The sequence below is a fragment of the Clostridium sp. K04 genome, assembly GCF_019734375.1.
Taxonomy (GTDB): Bacteria; Bacillota; Clostridia; order Clostridiales; family Clostridiaceae; genus Clostridium; species Clostridium saudiense.
The window spans coordinates 185,483-206,569 of the sequence record NZ_JAASHD010000001.1; the positions used below are offsets into that span (position 1 = coordinate 185,483).

At 29.1% G+C, this 21,087-nt stretch carries 16 protein-coding genes and 1 riboswitch; all 16 genes read left to right on the forward strand.

The window, feature by feature from the left end; genetic code table 11:
- The first annotated feature begins 178 nt into the window (after positions 1 to 178).
- The gene (locus HCG70_RS01000; RefSeq protein ID WP_042399189.1) at positions 179 to 1,681 is read left to right on the forward strand and encodes a 4Fe-4S dicluster domain-containing protein; all 1,503 of its coding nucleotides are present in this window, start codon (positions 179 to 181) and stop codon (positions 1,679 to 1,681) included.
- Positions 1,682 to 1,875: 194 nt separating this feature from the next.
- Entirely contained in the window at positions 1,876 to 3,192 is a 1,317-nt protein-coding gene (locus HCG70_RS01005) for an O-antigen ligase (RefSeq protein ID WP_042399192.1), read from the forward strand.
- A gap of 205 nt (positions 3,193 to 3,397) precedes the next feature.
- A complete protein-coding gene (groES, locus tag HCG70_RS01010) occupies positions 3,398 to 3,682 on the forward strand; it encodes a co-chaperone GroES (RefSeq protein ID WP_042399195.1) in 285 nt (94 codons plus the stop codon).
- A 22-nt stretch (positions 3,683 to 3,704) separates the two neighbouring features.
- Positions 3,705 to 5,333 carry a chaperonin GroEL gene (gene groL / locus HCG70_RS01015; RefSeq protein WP_042399199.1) on the forward strand — a complete coding sequence of 543 codons (1,629 nt, stop codon included), beginning with the start codon at positions 3,705 to 3,707 and terminating at the stop codon, positions 5,331 to 5,333.
- A gap of 258 nt (positions 5,334 to 5,591) precedes the next feature.
- A complete protein-coding gene (locus HCG70_RS01020) occupies positions 5,592 to 6,341 on the forward strand; it encodes an A24 family peptidase (protein WP_042399201.1) in 750 nt (249 codons plus the stop codon).
- 149 nt (positions 6,342 to 6,490) lie between these two features.
- The gene (locus HCG70_RS01025; protein ID WP_042399264.1) at positions 6,491 to 8,167 is read left to right on the forward strand and encodes a GspE/PulE family protein; all 1,677 of its coding nucleotides are present in this window, start codon (positions 6,491 to 6,493) and stop codon (positions 8,165 to 8,167) included.
- 14 nt (positions 8,168 to 8,181) lie between these two features.
- Positions 8,182 to 9,384: a type II secretion system F family protein gene (locus tag HCG70_RS01030; protein ID WP_042399203.1), complete on the forward strand. Its 1,203-nt coding sequence runs from the start codon at positions 8,182 to 8,184 to the stop codon at positions 9,382 to 9,384.
- Between the two features lie 106 nt (positions 9,385 to 9,490).
- Positions 9,491 to 9,907, forward strand: coding sequence for a prepilin-type N-terminal cleavage/methylation domain-containing protein (locus HCG70_RS17625; protein ID WP_052330693.1), 417 nt, complete (start codon positions 9,491 to 9,493; stop codon positions 9,905 to 9,907).
- A 59-nt stretch (positions 9,908 to 9,966) separates the two neighbouring features.
- Positions 9,967 to 10,356, forward strand: a complete 390-nt coding sequence (locus HCG70_RS01040) for a type IV pilin protein (RefSeq protein ID WP_042399205.1) — start codon at positions 9,967 to 9,969, stop codon at positions 10,354 to 10,356.
- 18 nt (positions 10,357 to 10,374) lie between these two features.
- Complete coding sequence (pilM, locus tag HCG70_RS01045; protein WP_042399206.1) at positions 10,375 to 12,147, forward strand: pilus assembly protein PilM; 1,773 nt, start codon at positions 10,375 to 10,377, stop codon at positions 12,145 to 12,147.
- Complete coding sequence (pilO, locus tag HCG70_RS01050) at positions 12,119 to 12,874, forward strand: type 4a pilus biogenesis protein PilO (protein WP_042399209.1); 756 nt, start codon at positions 12,119 to 12,121, stop codon at positions 12,872 to 12,874. Before pilM ends, pilO begins: the two co-directional genes overlap by 29 nt.
- Complete coding sequence (locus HCG70_RS01055; protein ID WP_042399212.1) at positions 12,828 to 13,349, forward strand: type II secretion system protein J; 522 nt, start codon at positions 12,828 to 12,830, stop codon at positions 13,347 to 13,349. The genes pilO and HCG70_RS01055 overlap by 47 nt, the downstream gene beginning before the upstream one ends.
- Before the next feature lie 4 nt (positions 13,350 to 13,353).
- Positions 13,354 to 14,628, forward strand: a complete 1,275-nt coding sequence (locus HCG70_RS01060) for a PilW family protein (protein WP_221697378.1) — start codon at positions 13,354 to 13,356, stop codon at positions 14,626 to 14,628.
- A gap of 23 nt (positions 14,629 to 14,651) precedes the next feature.
- Positions 14,652 to 17,012, forward strand: a complete 2,361-nt coding sequence (locus HCG70_RS01065; protein WP_042399218.1) for a hypothetical protein — start codon at positions 14,652 to 14,654, stop codon at positions 17,010 to 17,012.
- A 388-nt stretch (positions 17,013 to 17,400) separates the two neighbouring features.
- Positions 17,401 to 17,498, forward strand: a riboswitch (purine riboswitch).
- 169 nt (positions 17,499 to 17,667) lie between these two features.
- Entirely contained in the window at positions 17,668 to 19,122 is a 1,455-nt protein-coding gene (gene guaB / locus HCG70_RS01070) for an IMP dehydrogenase (RefSeq protein WP_221697379.1), read from the forward strand.
- A gap of 147 nt (positions 19,123 to 19,269) precedes the next feature.
- On the forward strand, positions 19,270 to 20,811 hold the full coding sequence (gene guaA, locus HCG70_RS01075) for a glutamine-hydrolyzing GMP synthase (protein WP_042399225.1): 1,542 nt from the start codon (positions 19,270 to 19,272) through the stop codon (positions 20,809 to 20,811).
- Positions 20,812 to 21,087: the final 276 nt, after the last annotated feature.

Here is a 21,087-nt window from a genome sequence, read left to right on the forward strand (position 1 = left end):
TTTTATAAGTAAATTTAGAAATTAATTTATAAAAAAATAAAATTAAATGTGATTTTGAGGATAAATGTTGAACTTTAAATATGAAAAAATATTATCAGAATATTCGAAAAAGAAAAGAAGTTATTGGGAAAATATTGTATAATTAGAAGTGGTATACAGTACGGAGGGGAGTGGTTAAATGTTCAAGTTTGAAACTCAGCTTAAAAAGTTAAAGCATGAGGTATTAACAGAAGTTGCAAGACTTGCAAAAAATGATGAAATTAGTTTAGAAAGTATTGAAAAGGTTCCTTATGAGGTTATTAAAGGTGAAGTTGCACAATATAGATGTTGTGTTTATAAAGAAAGAGCTATTGTTTTAGAAAGAGCCAAGCTTGCAGCTGGATATCTTGCTAATGGTGATAATGCTGAGCCAGATTTAATTGATATTAGACCTGATGAACAAATTATATATGTTATTGAAGCAGCATGTGATAGATGTCCTATAAACAAGTTCAATGTAACAGACTCATGCAGAAACTGTCTTGCTCATAGATGTCAAAGTGCATGTAATTTTGGAGCTATTACAATAGTAAATGGAAGAGCTTATATAAATCAAGAGCTATGTAAGGAATGTGGGGGATGTAAAAAAGCATGTCCTTATGATGCTATATCTGAAGTTATGAGACCTTGTAAGAGGTCATGTCCAACAGGAGCTTTAGATATTAATCCTAATGACAGACGAGCTATGATTAAACAGGAATTATGTGTTAATTGTGGTTCATGTATGAGAGCATGTCCTTTTGGAGCAATTTCTGATAAGAGCTTAATTGTCCCAGTTGCAAAGAGGCTTGGAAGAAATAGAAAGATGTATGCAATTGTTGCACCAGCTATAACTGGTCAATTTGGTCCTACTATGAATTATGGTAAGATTAGAAATGCTATAAGAGCACTTGGATTTGAGGAAATGATTGAAGCAGCATTAGGAGCTGATGCAGTAACAGTTCATGAAGCTAATGAATTTGTTGAAAGAATGGAAAGAGGAGATAAATATATGACTAACTCCTGTTGCCCAGGATTTTTAAATTTCATTGAAAAAACTAACCCAACTGAAAAAGATAGAATTTCTGGAACTGTATCTCCAATGGTTGCAGCAGCAAGGTATGTAAAGAAAGTTGATCCAGAAGCTAAGGTTGTATTTATAGGTCCTTGTACAGCGAAAAAGAGTGAAGCTGTTAGAATAGGAATAGAAGATGCAGTTGATTATGTTTTAACATTTGAAGAATTACTTGCTTTATTTGAAGCATTTGATGTTAATCCTTTTGAATGTGAAGAAGAAAATGTTAATGATGCATCTGTATTTGGAAGAAACTTTGGTGCTTCAGGTGGATTGACTGCAGCTATTAAGAATTATATTGCAGATAGTGGAGTTGAAGTTGACTTTAAACCAATACCAACTTCAGGACTTGACTGTAAAAAAACTATGATGCTTGCCAAGGTTGGTAAGTTACCAGGAAACTTTATTGAAGGTATGATGTGTGAAGGTGGATGTATCAATGGTGCAGGAGTAATTGCTCCTCCAATGAGAGCTAAGGCTGCATTTACTAAGATTAATAATGGAACTACTATTAAGGCTGTTCTTAAGAATAGAACTCTTGAGGAATTTGAAGATGTTAATTTAGAAAGAATGCCTTCTGAAGACTAATAGTTATTGTTATAAAAATTGATATAAGATATTTATTGTATAAATAAGTTATGAGATAGAGCTGTGGATTTGTCTATAGTATGATGAAATCACAGCTTATTTAAATACATGGAATTTTATGTTAAGATGAAAAATATACTGTAACTAAAAATAAGGATAAAATAATTATAAGTTACATAAGAAAGAGGTATTTAATGGGGGAAAAGATTAAAAATTCGATTTTATTTAAGGAGATTAATAACGAAGCAATAATAAGGGGGATATTATATTTCATTATATTGGTTTTACCTTTTATTGTATTGCCAGTAAGTAAGCCAGTATATACAAATAGTAGGTCAATGTTTTTATATCCGGCAGCAATACTTTTATTAATAATAGTGATAAAAGATAAAAAGATTAAATTATATAAAGAAAGTATTTTAGCTGTGATATTTTTATTTACATTATTAATAGCAGCAATATTTTCAGACTATAAATATGAAGCTTTTTGGGGTAATTATCATAGAGATGAGGGATTTTTTACAATAGCTATTTATATTTTATTATTTATTGTATCGTCAACGTATTTTAAAATTAATAAAACTATGTGGAATATAATGCTTATAGCACCTACATTAATGAGTATATATGGAATAATGCAATTTTTTGGTATTGATCCTATTCAAAAATTTGCATTGGGTGACATATTAATGCCTACAACTATGGGAACTATAGGACATAGAAACTTTTTTTCTACATACATATTAATATTTATAGCTATATACCTTTCTTACTATATTTTTAACGGAGGTAAAAAGTATTTATTTTGTACTACGTTAATGTTTTCGGCATTACTTTGTTCAACAACTAGAAGTGGATGGGTAGCATTTGGAGTAATGGCATTGATTGGGTTTATATTTATTATAAGAAGAAAACAGTGCTTAAATAGAGCTATTATAGTATTTATACTTTTTACAAGTATATTTTTAAGTTTAAATTATATTTCATCAGGAGCAATAACAAATAGAGCCTTAATGATAATTAATGAGGGAAAAACTGTTGCAACTTCAGTAGTAAGTGATGATGTTGAAATAGAGGATAGCTTTGGATCGAGTAGAATATTTATTTGGAAGATGGCCTATAATGCTTTTATAGATAGTCCGTTTTTGGGACAAGGTCCAGATACTTTAAGATTAAGATTAATGGATGATTATTATGAAAAATATATGAGCTATGCAGGTCCAACAAATGATTATTTTGATAAGGCGCATAATGAGTTTTTAGAGTATGCTGCTAGTGGAGGGATTTTTACTGTGATTTCATATATTTCAGTATTAATATTGATTTTATTTGGATTATTTAAGAATATTAAAGATGATAAATTTAAAATTCTATTTATTGTGGTATTTACATATATTATTCAAAGTATATTTAATATTAGTGTAATAATAGTAGCACCTATAGTATGGATTTTATTAGGGTGTGCTTTAAAGGCATATAAAAAAGGTATTACATCTATTATAGATATTTAATTAAAATTTAAAATAGCAAGAAAAATAATGGAAAACAAAGTAAATTAAAAATAAATTACTATAATTAGTAATATTTGACCTTAGTAAGGTAATAATATAGAAAGTAATTGTTGAAAGTTTACTTTATAAATTATATTATAAATATAAAGATATTAGCACTCTATTAAAGTGAGTGCTAACAAATGAAATATAGGAGGGTTTATTTATGAATATAAAACCATTAGGTGACAGAGTAGTAATAAAAAAATTAGAAGCTGAAACAACTACAAAGAGTGGAATACTTTTAACAGGAACAGCAAAAGAGCAACCACAAGAAGCAGAAGTTGTTGCAATAGGGCCAGGGGCAATGGTTGAAGGAAAGAGAGTTCCTATGGATGTAGAAGTTGGAAATAAGGTGTTATATTCTAAGTATGCAGGAACAGACGTAAAGGTTGACGGTGAAGAATATATTATATTAAAGCAAGACGATATATTAGCAATAGTAGAATAATTAATTGGGAGGTAAGTTTATTATGGCAAAGATGATTCAATTCGGAGAAGAAGCTAGAAGAGCAATGCAAGTTGGTGTTGATAAACTAGCTGATACAGTAAAGGTAACATTAGGACCTAAAGGAAGAAATGTAGTTTTAGATAAGAAGTTTGGTTCACCACTTATAACAAATGATGGTGTTTCAATTGCAAGAGAAATAGAATTAGAAGATCCATATGAAAATATGGGAGCTCAATTAGTAAAGGAAGTTGCAACTAAGACTAACGATGTTGCAGGGGATGGTACTACAACAGCTACACTTTTAGCTCAAGCTATTATAAGAGAAGGATTAAAAAATGTAACAGCTGGTGCAAATCCAATGTTACTTAGAAATGGTATAAGAAAAGCTGTAGATAAAGCAGTTAGTGAAATATTAGAAATTTCTAAACCAGTTAGTGGTAAGGAAGATATAGCTAGAGTTGCAGCTATTTCTGCAGCTGATGAAGAAATAGGTAAGCTTATTTCTGATGCTATGGAAAAAGTAGGTAATGAAGGAGTTATTACTGTTGAAGAATCTAAATCAATGGGTACTGAACTAGAAGTAGTTGAGGGTATGCAATTTGATAGAGGATATGTTTCAGCTTATATGGTAACTGATACTGAAAAAATGGAAGCAGTATTAGATAATCCATTAATCTTAATAACTGATAAGAAGATTACAAACATACAAGAAATATTACCAGTATTAGAGCAAATAGTTCAAGCTGGTAAGAAGTTATTAATAATAGCTGAAGATATCGAAGGTGAAGCAATGGCTACATTAGTAGTTAATAAGTTAAGAGGAACATTTAACTGTGTTGCTGTTAAGGCTCCAGGATTTGGAGATAGAAGAAAAGAAATGCTTCAAGATATAGCTATTTTAACTGGTGGTCAAGTAATTTCTGAAGAGTTAGGAAGAGATTTAAAAGAAACTACTTTAGATATGCTAGGTCAAGCTGAAAGTGTTAAGATAACAAAGGATAATACTACTATAGTAAATGGTAGAGGCGATAGTGCTAATATAAAAGAAAGAATTAATCAAATTAAGATGCAAATAGAAGAGACTACTTCTGAATTTGATAAAGAAAAATTACAAGAAAGATTAGCTAAACTTTCTGGTGGTGTTGCAGTAATTAAAGTTGGTGCTGTTACAGAAACAGAACTTAAGGAAAGAAAGCTTAGAATAGAAGATGCTTTAGCTGCTACTAAGGCTGCGGTTGAAGAAGGAATAGTACCAGGTGGTGGAACAGCTTATGTTAATGTTATTAACAAGGTTGCAGAATTAAAATCAGATGTTGCTGATACTCAAGTTGGTATTAACATTATAGTAAGAGCATTAGAAGAGCCAATGAGACAAATTGCTATTAATGCAGGAGTTGAAGGTTCTGTAATTATTGAAAGAATTAAGAACAGTGAAGCTGGAATGGGATATGATGCTTTACATGATGAATATGTAAATATGATTAAGACTGGAATAGTTGATCCAACTAAGGTTACAAGAAGTGCACTTCAAAATGCTGCATCTGTAGCTTCTACATTCTTAACTACTGAAGCTGCTGTAGTTGATATTCCACAAAAGGAACAACCAATGCAAGGTGCACCAGGAATGGGCGGAATGGATGGAATGTATTAATATAAATAAAAATTAACATTTCAATAAATAAGGTTATTATTAACTATAACTATGAGTTAGTAATAACCTTATTTTTATTTTATTATTAGATATAATTAGAAAAGAAAAGTTTTTTTGTAGGAAAATACAAAAAAATACAAAAAATGAATAAAACATGGAAAATAGTAATAAAAAATGGTACTATATAATTAATTAGTATTAATTACAATTATTTGTTTCTATAATAATATAATGTAAGTTTTGTTTTAAGGAGTAGTAATGGATATTTTTTTAGTAGTAATCTTTGGATTAGTAATAGGAAGTTTTTTAAACGTATGCATTTGTAGAATAGCAAACGAAGAATCAATTGCATTTCCACCATCACATTGTACTAATTGTGGATATGAATTAAAAGCTAAAGATTTGATTCCAGTGTTAAGCTATATATTTTTAGGTGGAAAATGTAGAAGTTGTAAGGAGAAAATTTCTATACAATATCCAATAGTTGAGATATTAAACGCAATTTTATATATAGCAATTTATTTAAAATTTGGATTTACTTTAAATTTATTTAAGTTCTGTTTATTTGCATCACTTTTAATAGTAATAGGGTTTATTGATTTTAAAACCAAATATGTTTATAACTCAACAGTAGTTTTTGGAGTAGTATCTGGAATATTATTTGCAGTATTAGAATGGATGGAGACAAAATCAATACCTTGGAATTATATTGCAGGTGCATTTATAGGGTTTGGTATTATATACCTTATTGTTATTTTAACTAGAGGTATGGGAGAGGGCGATATTGATATAGCACTTATATGCGGATTATTTTTAGGTATAAAAGGTATTTTAGTGACTTTATTTTTAGCCATAATTTTAGGGGGAATAGTTGCTACCATAATCTTGATATTCAAGTTAAAAGAAAGAAAAGCTGAGATTGCATTTGGTCCATATTTAGCTATAGGTGGAATAATAGCTTGCTTATATGGAAGTAGGCTAATAGATATTTATTTAGGATTGTTTTAACTAAATTTTTAATTAAATAATAAATGAGATTATGATTGAATATCAATAGTTTACTAATTATACTAAGATATAGTAATAAAAATAATTACTTAAAAGGTAGTAATAAAAATATACATAAACCTTATATTAAAGTATTACATGGAGGAAAAATGAATCGAAGAAAAAGGTTAGGTGATATGTTAATTGAACTTAACTATATTACAGAAAATGACTTACAAGAAGCGCTAAAGATTCAAAAAGAAACAGGTAATAAAATAGGAGAGGTATTGATAGAAAGAGGTTTTATTACTGAGGATGACTTATTACAGGCTTTAGAGATACAGCTTGGAATACAAAGAATTTATTTAGATATGATAACAGTAGATAGAAAAGCTGTTAAGATGATTTCTGAATCCTTAGCTAAAAAATACAATGTATTTCCAGTTCAGTTTATTGAAGGTAAATTATTAGTTTTAATGAATGATCCGCTTAATATAATAGCAGAGGATGATGTTAGAATTGCTTCTGGATATGAAGTTAAAATTGCTTTATGTGGTAAAGCTGAAATAGCACAAGCAATATCAAAATATTATTCAGAAGATTATATGAAAAAAACTGCAGAAGAATTTAGGAATCAAGAAAAAATTAATGAGGTACTTGAAGAAGAGTTAAGTGAAGATATAAAAAATGCACCTGCTGTAAAACTTGTTGATTCTATCATTCAAAATGCAGTAAGAAGTAAAGCAAGTGATATACATATAGAGCCATTTGAAAATAGGGTTTGTGTAAGATATAGAATTGATGGAGCATTACAAAAGCAATTTGACTCACCAAAGGAACCATTGGCTGGTCTGATTACCAGAATAAAAATTATGGGTAATATGGATATTGCAGAAAAAAGAATTCCGCAGGATGGAAGAATATTTACTCGGGTTGATGATGAAAATGTAGACTTAAGAGTGTCAGTTTTACCAACTGTAAATGGTGAAAAAATAGTTATAAGAATATTAGATAAAAGTGCATTTAATGTTGATAAATCAGTACTTGGTATTGCTGATGATGATTTAGATAAGATAAATAAAATTATTAATAAGCCACATGGAATAGTATTAGTTACTGGGCCAACAGGAAGTGGTAAATCAACGACTCTTTATTCCTTATTAAGGGATTTAAATAAAGAAGATAAAAATATAATCACTGTAGAAGATCCAGTTGAATTTTCAATGGATGGGATTAATCAAGTAAACGTTAATACTAAAGCAGGATTAACATTTGCTTCAGGATTAAGATCAATATTAAGACAAGACCCTGATATAGTAATGCTTGGAGAAATAAGAGATACTGAAACAGCCGAAATAGCTGTTAGAGCTGCTATAACAGGACATTTAGTTCTAAGTACAATACATACTAATGACGCACCATCATCTATAGTAAGATTAAAAGATATGGGGGTTGCTCCTTATCTTGTTTCATCTGCTTTAGTAGGAATTATAGCTCAAAGACTTATAAGAAAACTATGTATTCATTGTAAAGAAGAATATATAGCAAGTGATTATGAAAAAGAAATTTTAGGAGTGCCTAAATATCAAGACTTAACTTTATACAGAAAAGTAGGCTGCAATAGATGTAGCAATACTGGATATAAGGGAAGAGTTGGTATATATGAAGTTATGGAAATTAATAGGGAAATAAGAGACTTAATTAATGCAGATAAACCACTAGAAGAAATTACAAATGCTGCATTAAGAAATAATATGAAAACATTAAACAAGTCTGCAATGAATGTTGTATTGAATGGTAATTCTACAGTAGAAGAATTGTTAAGAGTAACTTTATTAGGTGATTAAAGGAGAAATGATAAATGCCTGTTTTTTTATATGAAGGTAAATCATTAGATGGTTCTACAGTTAAAGGAATGATTGATCTTGAAACACAAGATGATGTAAAAGAAATGCTTAGAAGCAAAGGGATATTCCCAATTTCAGTAAGAGAGAATAATAAAGGTGCTACATTAGAGTTTAATATTAAAAAGGGAATACCTTTTGATCATTTAGCAATTCTTTGTAGACAATTTTATTTTACTTTATCTGCAGGTGTTCCAATGCTTAGAGCTATAGGAATGATTAAAGATCAAATTGAACATAAGAGGTTAAGAAAAATATTGGATAATGTACATGAAGAAGTTCAAAAAGGAAGTGCTTTATCTGAGGTTTTTCGTAAACATAAAGATATTCCTTTTATGCTTACTGCAATGGTTGAAGTTGGAGAAGCAACAGGAAATATAGATCAGGTAATGGAAGAAATGGCTGATTATTATGATAAGCAACATAGGCAAAAGAAGAAAATAGATGCAGCACTAACTTATCCGAAATTTTTATTAGTATTTGCTATTTGTATAGTTATGGGCCTTGTAAGTTTTGTTGTTCCAACCTTTGTTGATAGTATATTATCTGCGGGACAAGAGCTTCCAATACCAACAAAGATAGTAATTGCTATTAGCGATTTTATTAATTCGAATTTTTTATTATTAGTATTAATAGTAATTGCAATAATAGTTGTAAAAAAATTATTTATTGATACTAATTATCCTATACAGTATCAAATTGATAAATTCTTAGTAACAGACAAGTATTTAGGCAAAATAACACAACAAATATTTACTGCAAGATTTGCTAGGACCTTTGCAATGTTAGTTAAAGGTGGAATGAATATTATCGAATCGTTGAGTATAGCAGGTAATGCAGTTGATAATAAATTTATAAAAGAAGCTATTGATGAATCTACAAAGTTAATTACTACGGGTGCAGGAATTGGGGATACATTAGAATCAAGAAGAATATTTCCTAAGATGTTAACTCAAATGATGAAGGTTGGAGAAGATACAGGTAGTTTGGATGATATTCTTAAGAAAACAGCAGAGTATTATGAAATAGAAGCAGACTTTGCGCTTCAAAAATTAACTGCTTTAATTGAACCAATTATGATAGTATTTTTAGCTATTGTTGTTGGATTTGTAGTAATATCCATAGCAATGCCAATGTTCCAAGTTATGGGGGCAGTTTAGACAGGTTTAAGTTTAGAATGGCAAGTGATAAGTTAAATCAAGTTATAAATGAGGGACAACCTCTTTATATAAAATAATTACATAAAAAAATATGGAGGGATAAGTAATGAACTTAACAAAAATGAAAAAGAAAAAAGGTTTTACATTAATCGAATTAATGGCTGTTATAGCTATTATAGCAATCTTAGCAGCAGTATTGGTACCAACTGTATCTGGGTATATTACTAGATCGAAGAAGACTGCTATAATTACTCAAGTTAGAAATGCAGTAGGGGCTATGGAGACGTTTAATATTACAGCACCTAATGAAACTGATAAATATACTTTAACTAACAATGAAAATGTTGAAATTGGTGATTTACCATCATTAATTGGAAGTGATTTATTAGAAATTAATGCCATTAAAAATATAGAAGAGATGACAGTTAAAGAAGCTTTTATGATTAATTCTGATCCAAATAGTCTTAATAAGATTGTATTAGATGGAAATGATTTTGCTGATTTAGCAACAACAGTTCAATAAAATTATAATTATTTCTTTATTTTCAGGACCTTTTGGTCCTGATTTTTTAAGAGGAAATTATGAGGATAAAAAATAAGAAAAAGGCTTTTACATTAATTGAATTAATGTCTGTTATAGCTATTATAGTAATCTTAGCAGCAGTATTAGTACCAACTGTATCAGGATATATTAATAGAACTAAAAAGACAAATATAATAGTTCAATCAAGAAATGTAGTTTATCATGTTTTATCAAGTGGAGAAGTGATAAACATGGATATTGAATTAAAGGAATTAATTAATAATGGTTTTTTACAAGATTATGAAGGGCTGCATGATTTACTACAACAGGATATTACATATAAATCTCTAAAATCTATTGTAGCTGATCAAGAGGCTGTTAATAAAATTAATATAGAAAATGGAAAAATAATAGAGTGGACAGGTGAAAATCCATATAAGAAAAAATAATAAATAGGAGGTAGCCTAATGTCAATAGTGAATAACAAAAAACTATCTATCCAAATAACAGATACATCTATAAATATTCTTATTGGAAATAAAAATAAGATATATGAGACACATACTATTGAATTAGAAAATGGTGATTGTAAAGATGGTAATGTTAGAGATAAAGATTCTATAGTTAAACTTTTAAATGATTATTTAGATGTTAATGGTAGAGATATTAAAAATGTATCCTTTGTTTTAAGAGGAACAGATATAATAACAAGATACATAGAAGTACCTATACTTAAAAATAATGCTTTAATTGAGGCAGTAAATTTTGAATTCAAACAATTTATACCAGATATAGATGACTACTATATGAATTATGAAATAGTAGAAAAAATAAATACAAAAGAAAAAAAAGCATATAAGATACTGCTAGTTGCAGCAACTAAAGAAAAAATAAATCCAATAATTGAAATAGCAGAAGAAATAGGTAAAGAATTAGAAGTAATAGATATATTATCTAATTCTCTAGCTCGAGTATTAAAAAGTAGTGATCATATTGCCAGTGAGGAATCAACTGGGATATTTTATTTTGGAGCAGATAGCTCAACACTTGGAATAATTGAAGGCAATGTTTTAAAATTTGAAAGAAATCTTCCTTTTGGAATTAAGAATATATTTAATGAAGTATATGATGAGGCAGCAGTTACAGCACTAGATAGCAAGCAAGTCACCAATGTTTTTGAAAATAATCAACAGTTAATGATGAATTTTGAAAACTTATTAGCTAGTGTAAATAACACTGTAAGATATTATAATTCTGAAAAAACCAATAAGCCTGTTACAAACTTTATTATAATATGTGCAGATATGATAATGACTAATATGGAAAAGTATTTGGAAAAATATTTTGAATTACCATGTATATTAGTAAAAGATCCATCAGATTTGGGATTAAAACTTAAGTTTAAAGATAATTTCCCTAAGTATATATCATCTTATGGATTGCTTCTTAGAGGAAATGATAATAAATTACTTAACTTAAGTCCTAAAACTATTAAAAAAGAAAAAGATAAAGCCAATATAGATAAAGTATTGGTAAGAGTGCCTATATTAATTTTAATAGCAATAATAGCTATCGTGACTCCGTTTTTGGTAATCAATAAGATTATAACTAAGGAAATAGCAAATATTGACGCAGATATTGCTAGATATAATGAGATAGTGGTAAAGAATCAACAATTGCAATCTGAAATTAGTAAAATGGAGTATTTTATAAATAGAATTAAAGATATAGATAATAGTACAAGCAATACATCTGAGATTATTTCTAAGTTGAATACTTATGTACCGAAAGAAATAACATTTGAAGGATTTTCATTTACTGATAGTGGATTAATAAATATTAGTGGAAAATCATCTACATATAGTGCAATTCCAGAATTCTTGGCAAATTTAGAAATGAGTGAAGAGTTTTGTAATGCAAAGATTAGTTACATAAATCCAATTGAAGAGACCATAGAAGTATCTAGTTTAGATGAAGAAAATGATAGTATATCAACAAGGGGCACATTTATGCCTATTGCTTTAACTGGTAGTGTTAACATTTGGGATGAAATAATAGAGTTAGCATCTGATGATGCTAATGATAAAACAAATGTTATACAAGATAACAGTGATAAGACTAATAATGGATCAGAAGGAACTAATTCTGAAATAAATAAAAACACTATAATAAAATATAGTTTTTCAATTACTATAGAAGGGGTAAGTAAAGATGGAAGCAAAGCAAAAGCAACAGAATAGTATTGTACTTTATTTAAAAAATCTTTCTAAAAAAGATAAGGTTATATTATCAACTACAATTGTTATTCTTTCTCTTGTTTTAGGATTAAGATTTTTGATATTACCTCAACTTGAGCAATATTCTAATAACTTAATGACTTTAGATGCAAAGAGAGCTGAACAAGTAAGAGTAGCTATGGTTCCAGCGCAAAATAAGGTGTTAGAAGAAAAACAAAAAGAATTACAAGTTAAATATGATAATGCATTAGAAGAAATTTCAAAAACACCAGCAGTAGCTCAAATAATTTATGATTTAAAAGGGTTAATGAGTAGGAGCAATGTAGAAATGAGAGCATTGAGTTTTTCAAACTCTGATGTTTCAGAAGAAGAAATAAAGTCAAGTGATGGTGTTGTAACTGATGAAAATGGAGTAGTTACAGAAATTGATAGAGGACTTGATATGGGGGGAACACAAGAAGCGAGCATAGAAGCTAATGATGAACAAGCTGTAAAAAAGCAAATTGTTAATATGACTTTAACTGGAGAGTATGAAGATATAATGAAGTTTGTTAAGGCTGTTGAGAATTATTCTAGGGTTGCAGATGTTTCTAATATATCATTAAGTCCATTTGAAGGAACTAAATTAAATGCAGGGATAACAGCTAATTTTTATAACTTAAATTATGAGGAGGCTGAAAGCTATGAGTTCAATGATGGAATTTATGGAAAAGACAACTCCTTTAAATAAAAAATATGACAGAAAAAAAGGGATGACTTTAGTAGAAATAATGGCTGCTATGGCCATCCTTTCTATTTTATTTGTTGGAATAAGTTCATATATGTTGAATATAGTAAAAGCTGAAAATAGAAGTAAGCAATATTTAGATACAACTAACTACCTAAAAGCTGCTTTAGATGTATTTAAGTTAAAAGCTGGAGGAGAGGTTTCAGATAGTAGTGATACAAGAAAATATTATATAGAAAAAGATAAATTTGATAATTTTGTGAATAAAGATTTTTATGTGTATTTTGATGATATGGAAGAAATGCTAAAGAAATTAACTGATGCAACGGTTGAATACTCTAATGTAGCAAATTATACAACTAAATATGAACTAAACGTTAATGTTAGCAAAGTTACGGATAAGGAGTTATATCTAGTAAAGGTAGAAATGAATTATGGAGGCAGTATTGATTCGAAAGAATTATATATAAATAGGTGATTGTATGAAGAAAAAGAAAAGGGGATTTACTTTAGTTGAATTAATGGCTGTTATAGCAATTGCTATGATAGTTTTGCCTATTATTTTTAGTGTTTTTAAACAGGGATATAAAATAATAAATAGAACTGAAAATAAAACTAATATTCAAAATGACTTTAGAACAGTAATTATGAATATTGAAAATGAAATTACAGGTGTTGAAGTAAATAATATAATAGGATATCTAGATGTTGGAGTAACTCAAGTATTGAATGAAGCATCAATACAATATGATGGACAGATTTATACAGGAAGATATATTGTAGATATAGTTACTGAAAAGAAAGTTTTTCTTGAAGTTGATGTTAGTGGGAAAAAGGAATTATGGAAGAGTGATTACGTTAATAAGAGTATTAATTCTGGAATAGCATATTATGAGCTTAGTAATAACAAGGTGTTAGCAAAAGATTTAGATAATTCCACAACTATAGTTGCTAGAAATAATAATGGTATATTAACTTTTAATATGGATGAAACTAATATTTCATCAGAATATTATGGGGGGGTTAAGACAACAGAAAATGATGATATTAATATGAATGTTACTAATACTGGTTTGGGAAATAGTGGTGGAAGTAGGCAACCAATTCTACTCGCAAACTCTGTAGATGGAATAGTAAGTATAAATAGTAATAATAAGGAGGTGTTTTTTGACACTAAAAAATTGGATAATTATTATGTTGTTAATAGTAAAATATATAACCATGAAATTAGTAATAGTGCTTATGGAATACATCAAAATAAAGGGGAGGGAATAAATATCCCAATATTTAACTTTGAGTACAAATCATCTATTGTTTTGGAAACAATAGATGAAAACTTATATTTTGATAAAGTAAATGGTTCAAGAGTAGAAAAAATAAAGATAACTGATTTAGGAATATCAGATGAAATTAAGGTGGTTGGCGAAGGAATTAGATACTTTACTGTAAATGATTATAAGGTTTATTTAGTTAATGCTAATAAATTGATTATAAATAATAGCACTACTAATAATTTGAAATGGAACAAACTTCAATTAACAGATACGATAATAATATGTACTGGAAATATAGAAATAAATAATTCAGAATATTGCAGTACCAATTTAAGTGGAAGTATGATAGCTGGTAAAAATATTTATGTAAATAATACAAATGGTACATTATTGATGTATGCCGAAAGTGAAAAAAGATTAAGAATTAGTGAAGCTACTATTATAAAAATAAAAAATAAAATCAGTTCATGTTCTTTAAAATGATAAATCGAATGGGAGGAGACATAATGAAAAAAAATGGTTCAGCATTAGCTTATGTATTAATTTTATTATCGGCATTACTTATTGTTTGTACGGGAGTATCAAGTTATGTAATTGGTACTACAAAATTAAATAAGAGTTATAGTACTATTATTGATAGTAACTTAGATTTGGATTCAGCAGTAAATGTTGCTAGAGAGTATATTATATCTGAAATTACTAAAAAGAAAAATACAATATTAAATGAAGCGGATATAGATAATATAAAGCATGATATTAATGACTCTACATATAATGATGCTAAAAAATCAAATGATATTATAAAATCATTGAATAGTATAATTCACATAACTAGGAACGGAATGTGGCCAAGCTATACATATGAAATAAAAGCAACTGATAATGAAGGGAAAAAAAGTGTATATCAAAATATTTATTTTAATGTTGTTTTAGATATTGTATCTTCAGGTGATACTGCTACAGCGCCGTATAATATACCAAAACAAAATAATGAATTGGTAGATTTAAATATACCTGAATGGGATAATAGTAAAGCTAATAATGTTGGAGATAAGGTAATATATAATGGGATTGTATATGTCGCAAGAAATTCGACAGGAGCTAACAGTAATAATCCACCAGATTTATATGGAAATTGGATACCGGTAAATGATCCTATTGAGTGGAGTAATAAACTTGCATATACTACAGGATTCAAGACTGTATACAAGGGAGTTTTATACGAGGCAACAAGTGATATAAGTAATAGTAACAATAATCCACAGTATTGGGGGGATTGGAGACCAGTATCTGATGAACCTTTAGAGTGGATGAGTACTAAGAAATATTTAAAAGGTGATAGGGTCATATATAATGGATTTTTATATGAAGCCATACATGACATAAGTAATAGTGGTAATGATCCTGATAAATTTAACAATTGGAAAAAAATATCTGATGAACCTTTAGAATGGTCAAACACTTTAGTATATTACACTGGTGATTTAGTTGTTCATAAAGGGGTGCTATATAAAGCTAAAAAAGATCTTAGTAATCAAGACAACAGTCCAGATAAATTTGATAATTGGGAGATTATATCAGATTGGCCATTAGAATGGAGCCCAACATTATCATATAAAAAAGATACAATTGTTACTTATGAAGGAATATTATATAAAGCAAACTCAGATATATCTAACAGTAGTAATAAGCCATATAAATATAGCTCATGGGAAATAATTTCTGAATATCCTACAGAATTTAATAGTGAAAAGGCATATAAAAAGGATAGTCAAGTTATATATAATGGTGTATTATATAAGGCTAATTCTGATATATCAAATTCTTCTGGATACCCAGGAGGAAATAGTAACTGGGGAGTAGTAGAAGCTAATTCAAGAAAATATTGGACTAGTAGTGATCCGAACTTTAGTCAAGGTGATGAAGTAATATATAATGGCTATAAGTACAAAGCTAGATATGATACAAGTGAAAAACCAGATGAAGGATATAGTTGGGAAATATTAAGTGATAATGTACCATATTGGATTTCAACTAAAGGCTATAAAAAAGGTGAATCTATTGTATATAATGGTGTTTTATATACAGCTAAAGCTGATACACAAGGTGATAATCCATTAACTGAACTTGTATGGAAAGTTACTGGGGCTAATCCTCAAGAATGGGTTAGTGGTAAAAGGTATAAAGTCGGAGAGATTGTTAAGTATGGTAGTTTTCAATACAAGGCGGTTAATGCTACAATTCAGGAGCCTTCATTAAATGAAGATTGGCAATTAATTAGCAGTAGACCATATTATTATGTTACAGGAAAGAAGTATGAAAAAGGGGATATTGTAACATATAATGGTGAGGTATATGAATATATAGATAATGATGCGAAATCGGTTGAACCAAGACCAGATGCTAAAGAGTGGCATATAAAAACAGATACGGATAGTATACCTTATTGGAGGAATACAAATTTTATCGTTGGAGATAAAGTAATGTATAATGGTATTATTTATGAAGCTTTAACTAATATATCATATTCAAGTAATTCTAGTAGTATAAAATATCCAAATGAAGGATATGAGTGGAGTATAGTTACAGATGATGCATTATATTGGATTAATGGAAAAGGATATTTTAAGGGGCAGAAGGTAGTGTATAATAATATTGTTTATATAGTAACAGCTGATAAAACTTTATCTAATCCAAGTGAAGGATATGATTGGGATATTGAAGGTGATTATCCTCAATATTGGTTATCTAAAAAGGGATATAAACAAGGTGAGTGTGTAGTATATGACAAGCAGATATATGAGGCTTTAAGAAGCAATTCAGAAAAAAAACCATCTGAGAATCCACAGGATTGGAAGTTAAAATAATAATTTAATTAACGTAATAAATAATATTATCATTACAAAAGCAAGTTTTATGTTTAATACATAGAACTTGCTTTTTTATAATAAAATTATTTAAAGATACAAAACTAGATTATTAAAAAATAAAATAACAAATAATTATTAATAATAAGTTTTATAATAAAACAAATATATTAAGGTGAAGTTTGTTAGTATTTAATAAGAATTGAAATAATAATTTATCATAAAATAAGTAGAGATATTAACAAAATTACTAAAAATGAACAATAAGATATTTATAAATGCTAATAATATACCACAAAGATGGTAAATATATTATTAGCATTTATTTGTTTCAATTTATTATATTGACAAGCCATAAACCATAAACTATAATAATAAAAAGCGAAAAAACACGAATAATAAAACAACTCATATAAACCCTGAATATGGCAGGGTGTTTCTACTGAAAACCTTAAATTTTCATCTATGAGTGAGTTTGATATACTTACCTAAACACGAATAATGTATAGGGTAAAAGCATATTAATGTTCACTTATAGATAGCGGACTTAATATGCTTTTTTTTATTTGATTAACCCCAAAAATAAATAATCAGATATAAAATGCATTTATTACATAAATATAAAGATAAATAATTATGATAGGAGAGATTAAGTATGGCAAGAATATTAAAAACAGCTTACACATTTGATGATGTATTACTAGTACCAAACAAATCAGAGGTTTTACCAAATCAAGTTTCATTAAAAACTCAATTAACAAAGACAATAACACTAAACATACCACTAATGAGTGCAAGTATGGATACTGTTACTGAATCTAAGATGGCAATTGCAATGGCTAGAGAAGGCGGAATCGGAATAATACACAAAAACATGACAATTGAAGATCAAGCAAAAGAAGTTGATAGAGTTAAGAGACAAGAAAATGGAGTAATTACAGATCCAATATTCTTGAATGAAGACCATACAGTAAGAGAAGCATTAGAATTAATGTCTCAATATAGAATCTCAGGTGTTCCAGTTACAAGAGGAACTCAATTAGTAGGAATCATAACTAACAGAGACATAGTTTTTGAAACAAACTATGATAAAGTAATTTCAGAAGTTATGACTAAGAGTCCATTAGTAACAGCTCCAGAAGGAACAACATTAGAAGAAGCTTTAGAAATATTAAAGACTCATAAAATAGAAAAATTACCTTTAGTTGATTCAGAAAACAACTTAAAAGGTCTTATAACAATAAAGGATATAGAAAAAGTTAGAGCATATCCAAACGCAGCAAAGGATTCAAGAGGAAGACTGCTTTGTGGAGCATCAGTTGGAATAACTAATGATATGATGGATAGAGTTGATGCCTTAGTTAAAGCTCAAGTTGACGTTATTACATTAGATACAGCTCACGGTCACTCTAAAGGAGTTATTGATGGTGTTAAAAAGATAAAAGCTAAATATCCTGATCTTCAAATAATTGCTGGTAATGTTGCTACTGCAGAAGCTACAAGAGATTTAGTTGAAGCTGGAGCTGACTGTATAAAGGTTGGTATTGGACCAGGATCAATTTGTACAACAAGAATAGTTGCTGGGGTAGGGGTTCCTCAATTAACTGCAGTTATGGATTGTGCTGAAGAAGGAAGAAAACATGGAGTTCCAGTAATTGCTGATGGTGGACTTAAGTATTCAGGAGATATAGTTAAGGCTTTAGCTGGTGGAGCTTGTGCTTGTATGATGGGATCAATGCTTGCTGGTTGTGAAGAAGCACCAGGTGAAATGGAAATATATCAAGGAAGAAGCTATAAAGTTTATAGAGGAATGGGTTCTTTAGGGGCTATGGAGAAAGGTTCTTCTGATAGATACTTCCAAAATGGTACTAAGAAATTTGTTCCAGAAGGTGTTGAAGGAAGAGTTGCATATAAGGGACCAGTAGCTGATACTTTATACCAATTAATAGGTGGAATAAGATCAGGTATGGGATACCTTGGAGCTCCAACTTTAGAAGATTTATTTGAAAATGCTGGATTTGTTGTTCAAACTGCATCAGGAATAAGAGAAAGTCATCCACATGATATAAATATAACTAAGGAAGCACCAAATTATAGTGTTAGAGAATAGTTTGGATGGTTAATAGTTAATAGTTCTTAGTTAATAGTTAGATATGGAAACTCCTTTTTGGAGTTTCTGTGTTTAGATTTTAACATTTTTGTTGAAAAGTGTATAATTTTACGAGATAATTAAAGAAAAAACATTAGGAGGATTCTAATGAGTAGAGAATTAGTATTAGTACTTGACTTTGGTGGTCAATATAATCAATTAATTGCAAGAAGAGTTAGAGAGTGTAATGTATATTGTGAGGTTCATCCTTATAATTTAAGCGTTGAAAAAATAAGAGAAATGAACCCAAAAGGAATAATCTTCACTGGAGGGCCAAACAGTGTATATGGTGAAAATTCTCCTTTATGTGATAAGTCTATATTTGAATTAGGAATACCTGTACTTGGTATTTGCTATGGTTCACAACTTATGTCTCATGTACTTGGAGGAAAAGTTGCTACTGCGCCTGTAAGTGAATATGGTAAGACAGAAGTTGCTGTTGATGTTGAATCAAAATTATTTGAAGGTGTTGCACCATCAACAATTTGTTGGATGAGTCACACTGATTACATAGAAAGAGCTCCAGAAGGATTTAAAATTATAGGAAATACTCCTGTTTGTCCAGTTGCAGCTATGGAATGTGCAGAAAAGAACTTATATGCAGTTCAATTCCATCCAGAAGTTATGCATACTCAAGAAGGAACTAAGATGTTATCAAACTTTGTTTATAACATTTGTAAGTGTTCTGGAGATTGGAAAATGGATTCATTTGTTGAAAAGACAATTGAAGAAATAAGAGAAAAAGTAGGAAATGGTAAAGCTTTATGTGCATTATCAGGTGGAGTTGACTCATCTGTTGCAGCAGTTTTATTATCAAAAGCTATTGGAAAGCAGTTAACTTGTGTATTTGTTGACCATGGTTTACTTAGAAAAAATGAGGGAGATGAAGTAGAAGCTATATTTGGACCAGAAGGTCAATATGACTTAAACTTTATTAGAGTTAATGCTCAAGAAAGATTCTATGAGGCTCTTGCTGGGGTAGAAGATCCAGAAACTAAGAGAAAAATCATAGGTGAAGAATTCATTAGAGTATTTGAAGAAGAAGCTAAGAAAATTGGAGCTGTGGACTTCTTAGTTCAAGGTACAATTTATCCAGATATAATTGAAAGTGGATTAGGAGATTCAGCTGTAATTAAGTCTCACCACAATGTTGGAGGACTTCCTGATTACGTTGATTTCAAAGAAATAATCGAACCATTAAGATTATTATTTAAAGACGAAGTTAGAAAAGCTGGTTTAGAGCTTAATATACCAGAACATTTAGTATACAGACAACCATTCCCAGGACCAGGACTTGGTATTAGAATTATTGGTGAAGTAACTGCTGAAAAAGTAAGAATAGTTCAAGATGCAGATGCTATTTATAGAGAAGAAATAGCTAAGGCTGGACTTGATAAAGAAATCGGTCAATACTTTGCAGCTTTAACTAATATGAGATCTGTAGGAGTTATGGGTGATGAAAGAACTTATGATTATGCAATTGCTTTAAGAGCTGTAACTACAAGTGATTTCATGACAGCAGAATCTGCTGATTTACCATGGGAAGTTCTTGGAAAAGTAACTACTAGAATAGTAAATGAAGTTAATGGTGTAAACAGAGTAATGTATGATTGTACAGGAAAACCACCTGCAACTATTGAATTTGAATAATAAATAAAATTCTCGGAATGTCTTTTATTAAGCATTCCGAGTTTTTTTATTTACAATATTGAAAGTTGTATGGAAAAAACAATTAAAATGTGTTAAAATTTAACAGTAAGTGCGTGATGAAATTTAATAATGGACATAATTTTTACTATGATAATTATAAAGCAGATAGGGTAAAATCTTATCTGCTTTTTTAGAAAATTACTAGAAAAAGGTTGTGAAAAGTATTATAGTAAAAACTGTGGTAATATATACCAAATATTATAGTGTTAATAGGAG

Excerpts from the sequence above, each read along its gene's own strand:
- HCG70_RS01000 (WP_042399189.1), top strand. The coding sequence starts at position 179 with ATGTTCAAGTTTGAAACTCAGCTTAAAAAGTTAAAGCATGAGGTATTA.
- HCG70_RS01005 (WP_042399192.1), top strand. The coding sequence starts at position 1,876 with ATGGGGGAAAAGATTAAAAATTCGATTTTATTTAAGGAGATTAATAAC.
- groES (WP_042399195.1), top strand. The coding sequence starts at position 3,398 with ATGAATATAAAACCATTAGGTGACAGAGTAGTAATAAAAAAATTAGAA.
- groL (WP_042399199.1), top strand. The coding sequence starts at position 3,705 with ATGGCAAAGATGATTCAATTCGGAGAAGAAGCTAGAAGAGCAATGCAA.
- HCG70_RS01020 (WP_042399201.1), top strand. The coding sequence starts at position 5,592 with ATGGATATTTTTTTAGTAGTAATCTTTGGATTAGTAATAGGAAGTTTT.
- HCG70_RS01025 (WP_042399264.1), top strand. The coding sequence starts at position 6,491 with ATGAATCGAAGAAAAAGGTTAGGTGATATGTTAATTGAACTTAACTAT.
- HCG70_RS01030 (WP_042399203.1), top strand. The coding sequence starts at position 8,182 with ATGCCTGTTTTTTTATATGAAGGTAAATCATTAGATGGTTCTACAGTT.
- HCG70_RS17625 (WP_052330693.1), top strand. The coding sequence starts at position 9,491 with ATGAACTTAACAAAAATGAAAAAGAAAAAAGGTTTTACATTAATCGAA.
- HCG70_RS01040 (WP_042399205.1), top strand. The coding sequence starts at position 9,967 with ATGAGGATAAAAAATAAGAAAAAGGCTTTTACATTAATTGAATTAATG.
- pilM (WP_042399206.1), top strand. The coding sequence starts at position 10,375 with ATGTCAATAGTGAATAACAAAAAACTATCTATCCAAATAACAGATACA.
- pilO (WP_042399209.1), top strand. The coding sequence starts at position 12,119 with ATGGAAGCAAAGCAAAAGCAACAGAATAGTATTGTACTTTATTTAAAA.
- HCG70_RS01055 (WP_042399212.1), top strand. The coding sequence starts at position 12,828 with ATGAGTTCAATGATGGAATTTATGGAAAAGACAACTCCTTTAAATAAA.
- HCG70_RS01060 (WP_221697378.1), top strand. The coding sequence starts at position 13,354 with ATGAAGAAAAAGAAAAGGGGATTTACTTTAGTTGAATTAATGGCTGTT.
- HCG70_RS01065 (WP_042399218.1), top strand. The coding sequence starts at position 14,652 with ATGAAAAAAAATGGTTCAGCATTAGCTTATGTATTAATTTTATTATCG.
- guaB (WP_221697379.1), top strand. The coding sequence starts at position 17,668 with ATGGCAAGAATATTAAAAACAGCTTACACATTTGATGATGTATTACTA.
- guaA (WP_042399225.1), top strand. The coding sequence starts at position 19,270 with ATGAGTAGAGAATTAGTATTAGTACTTGACTTTGGTGGTCAATATAAT.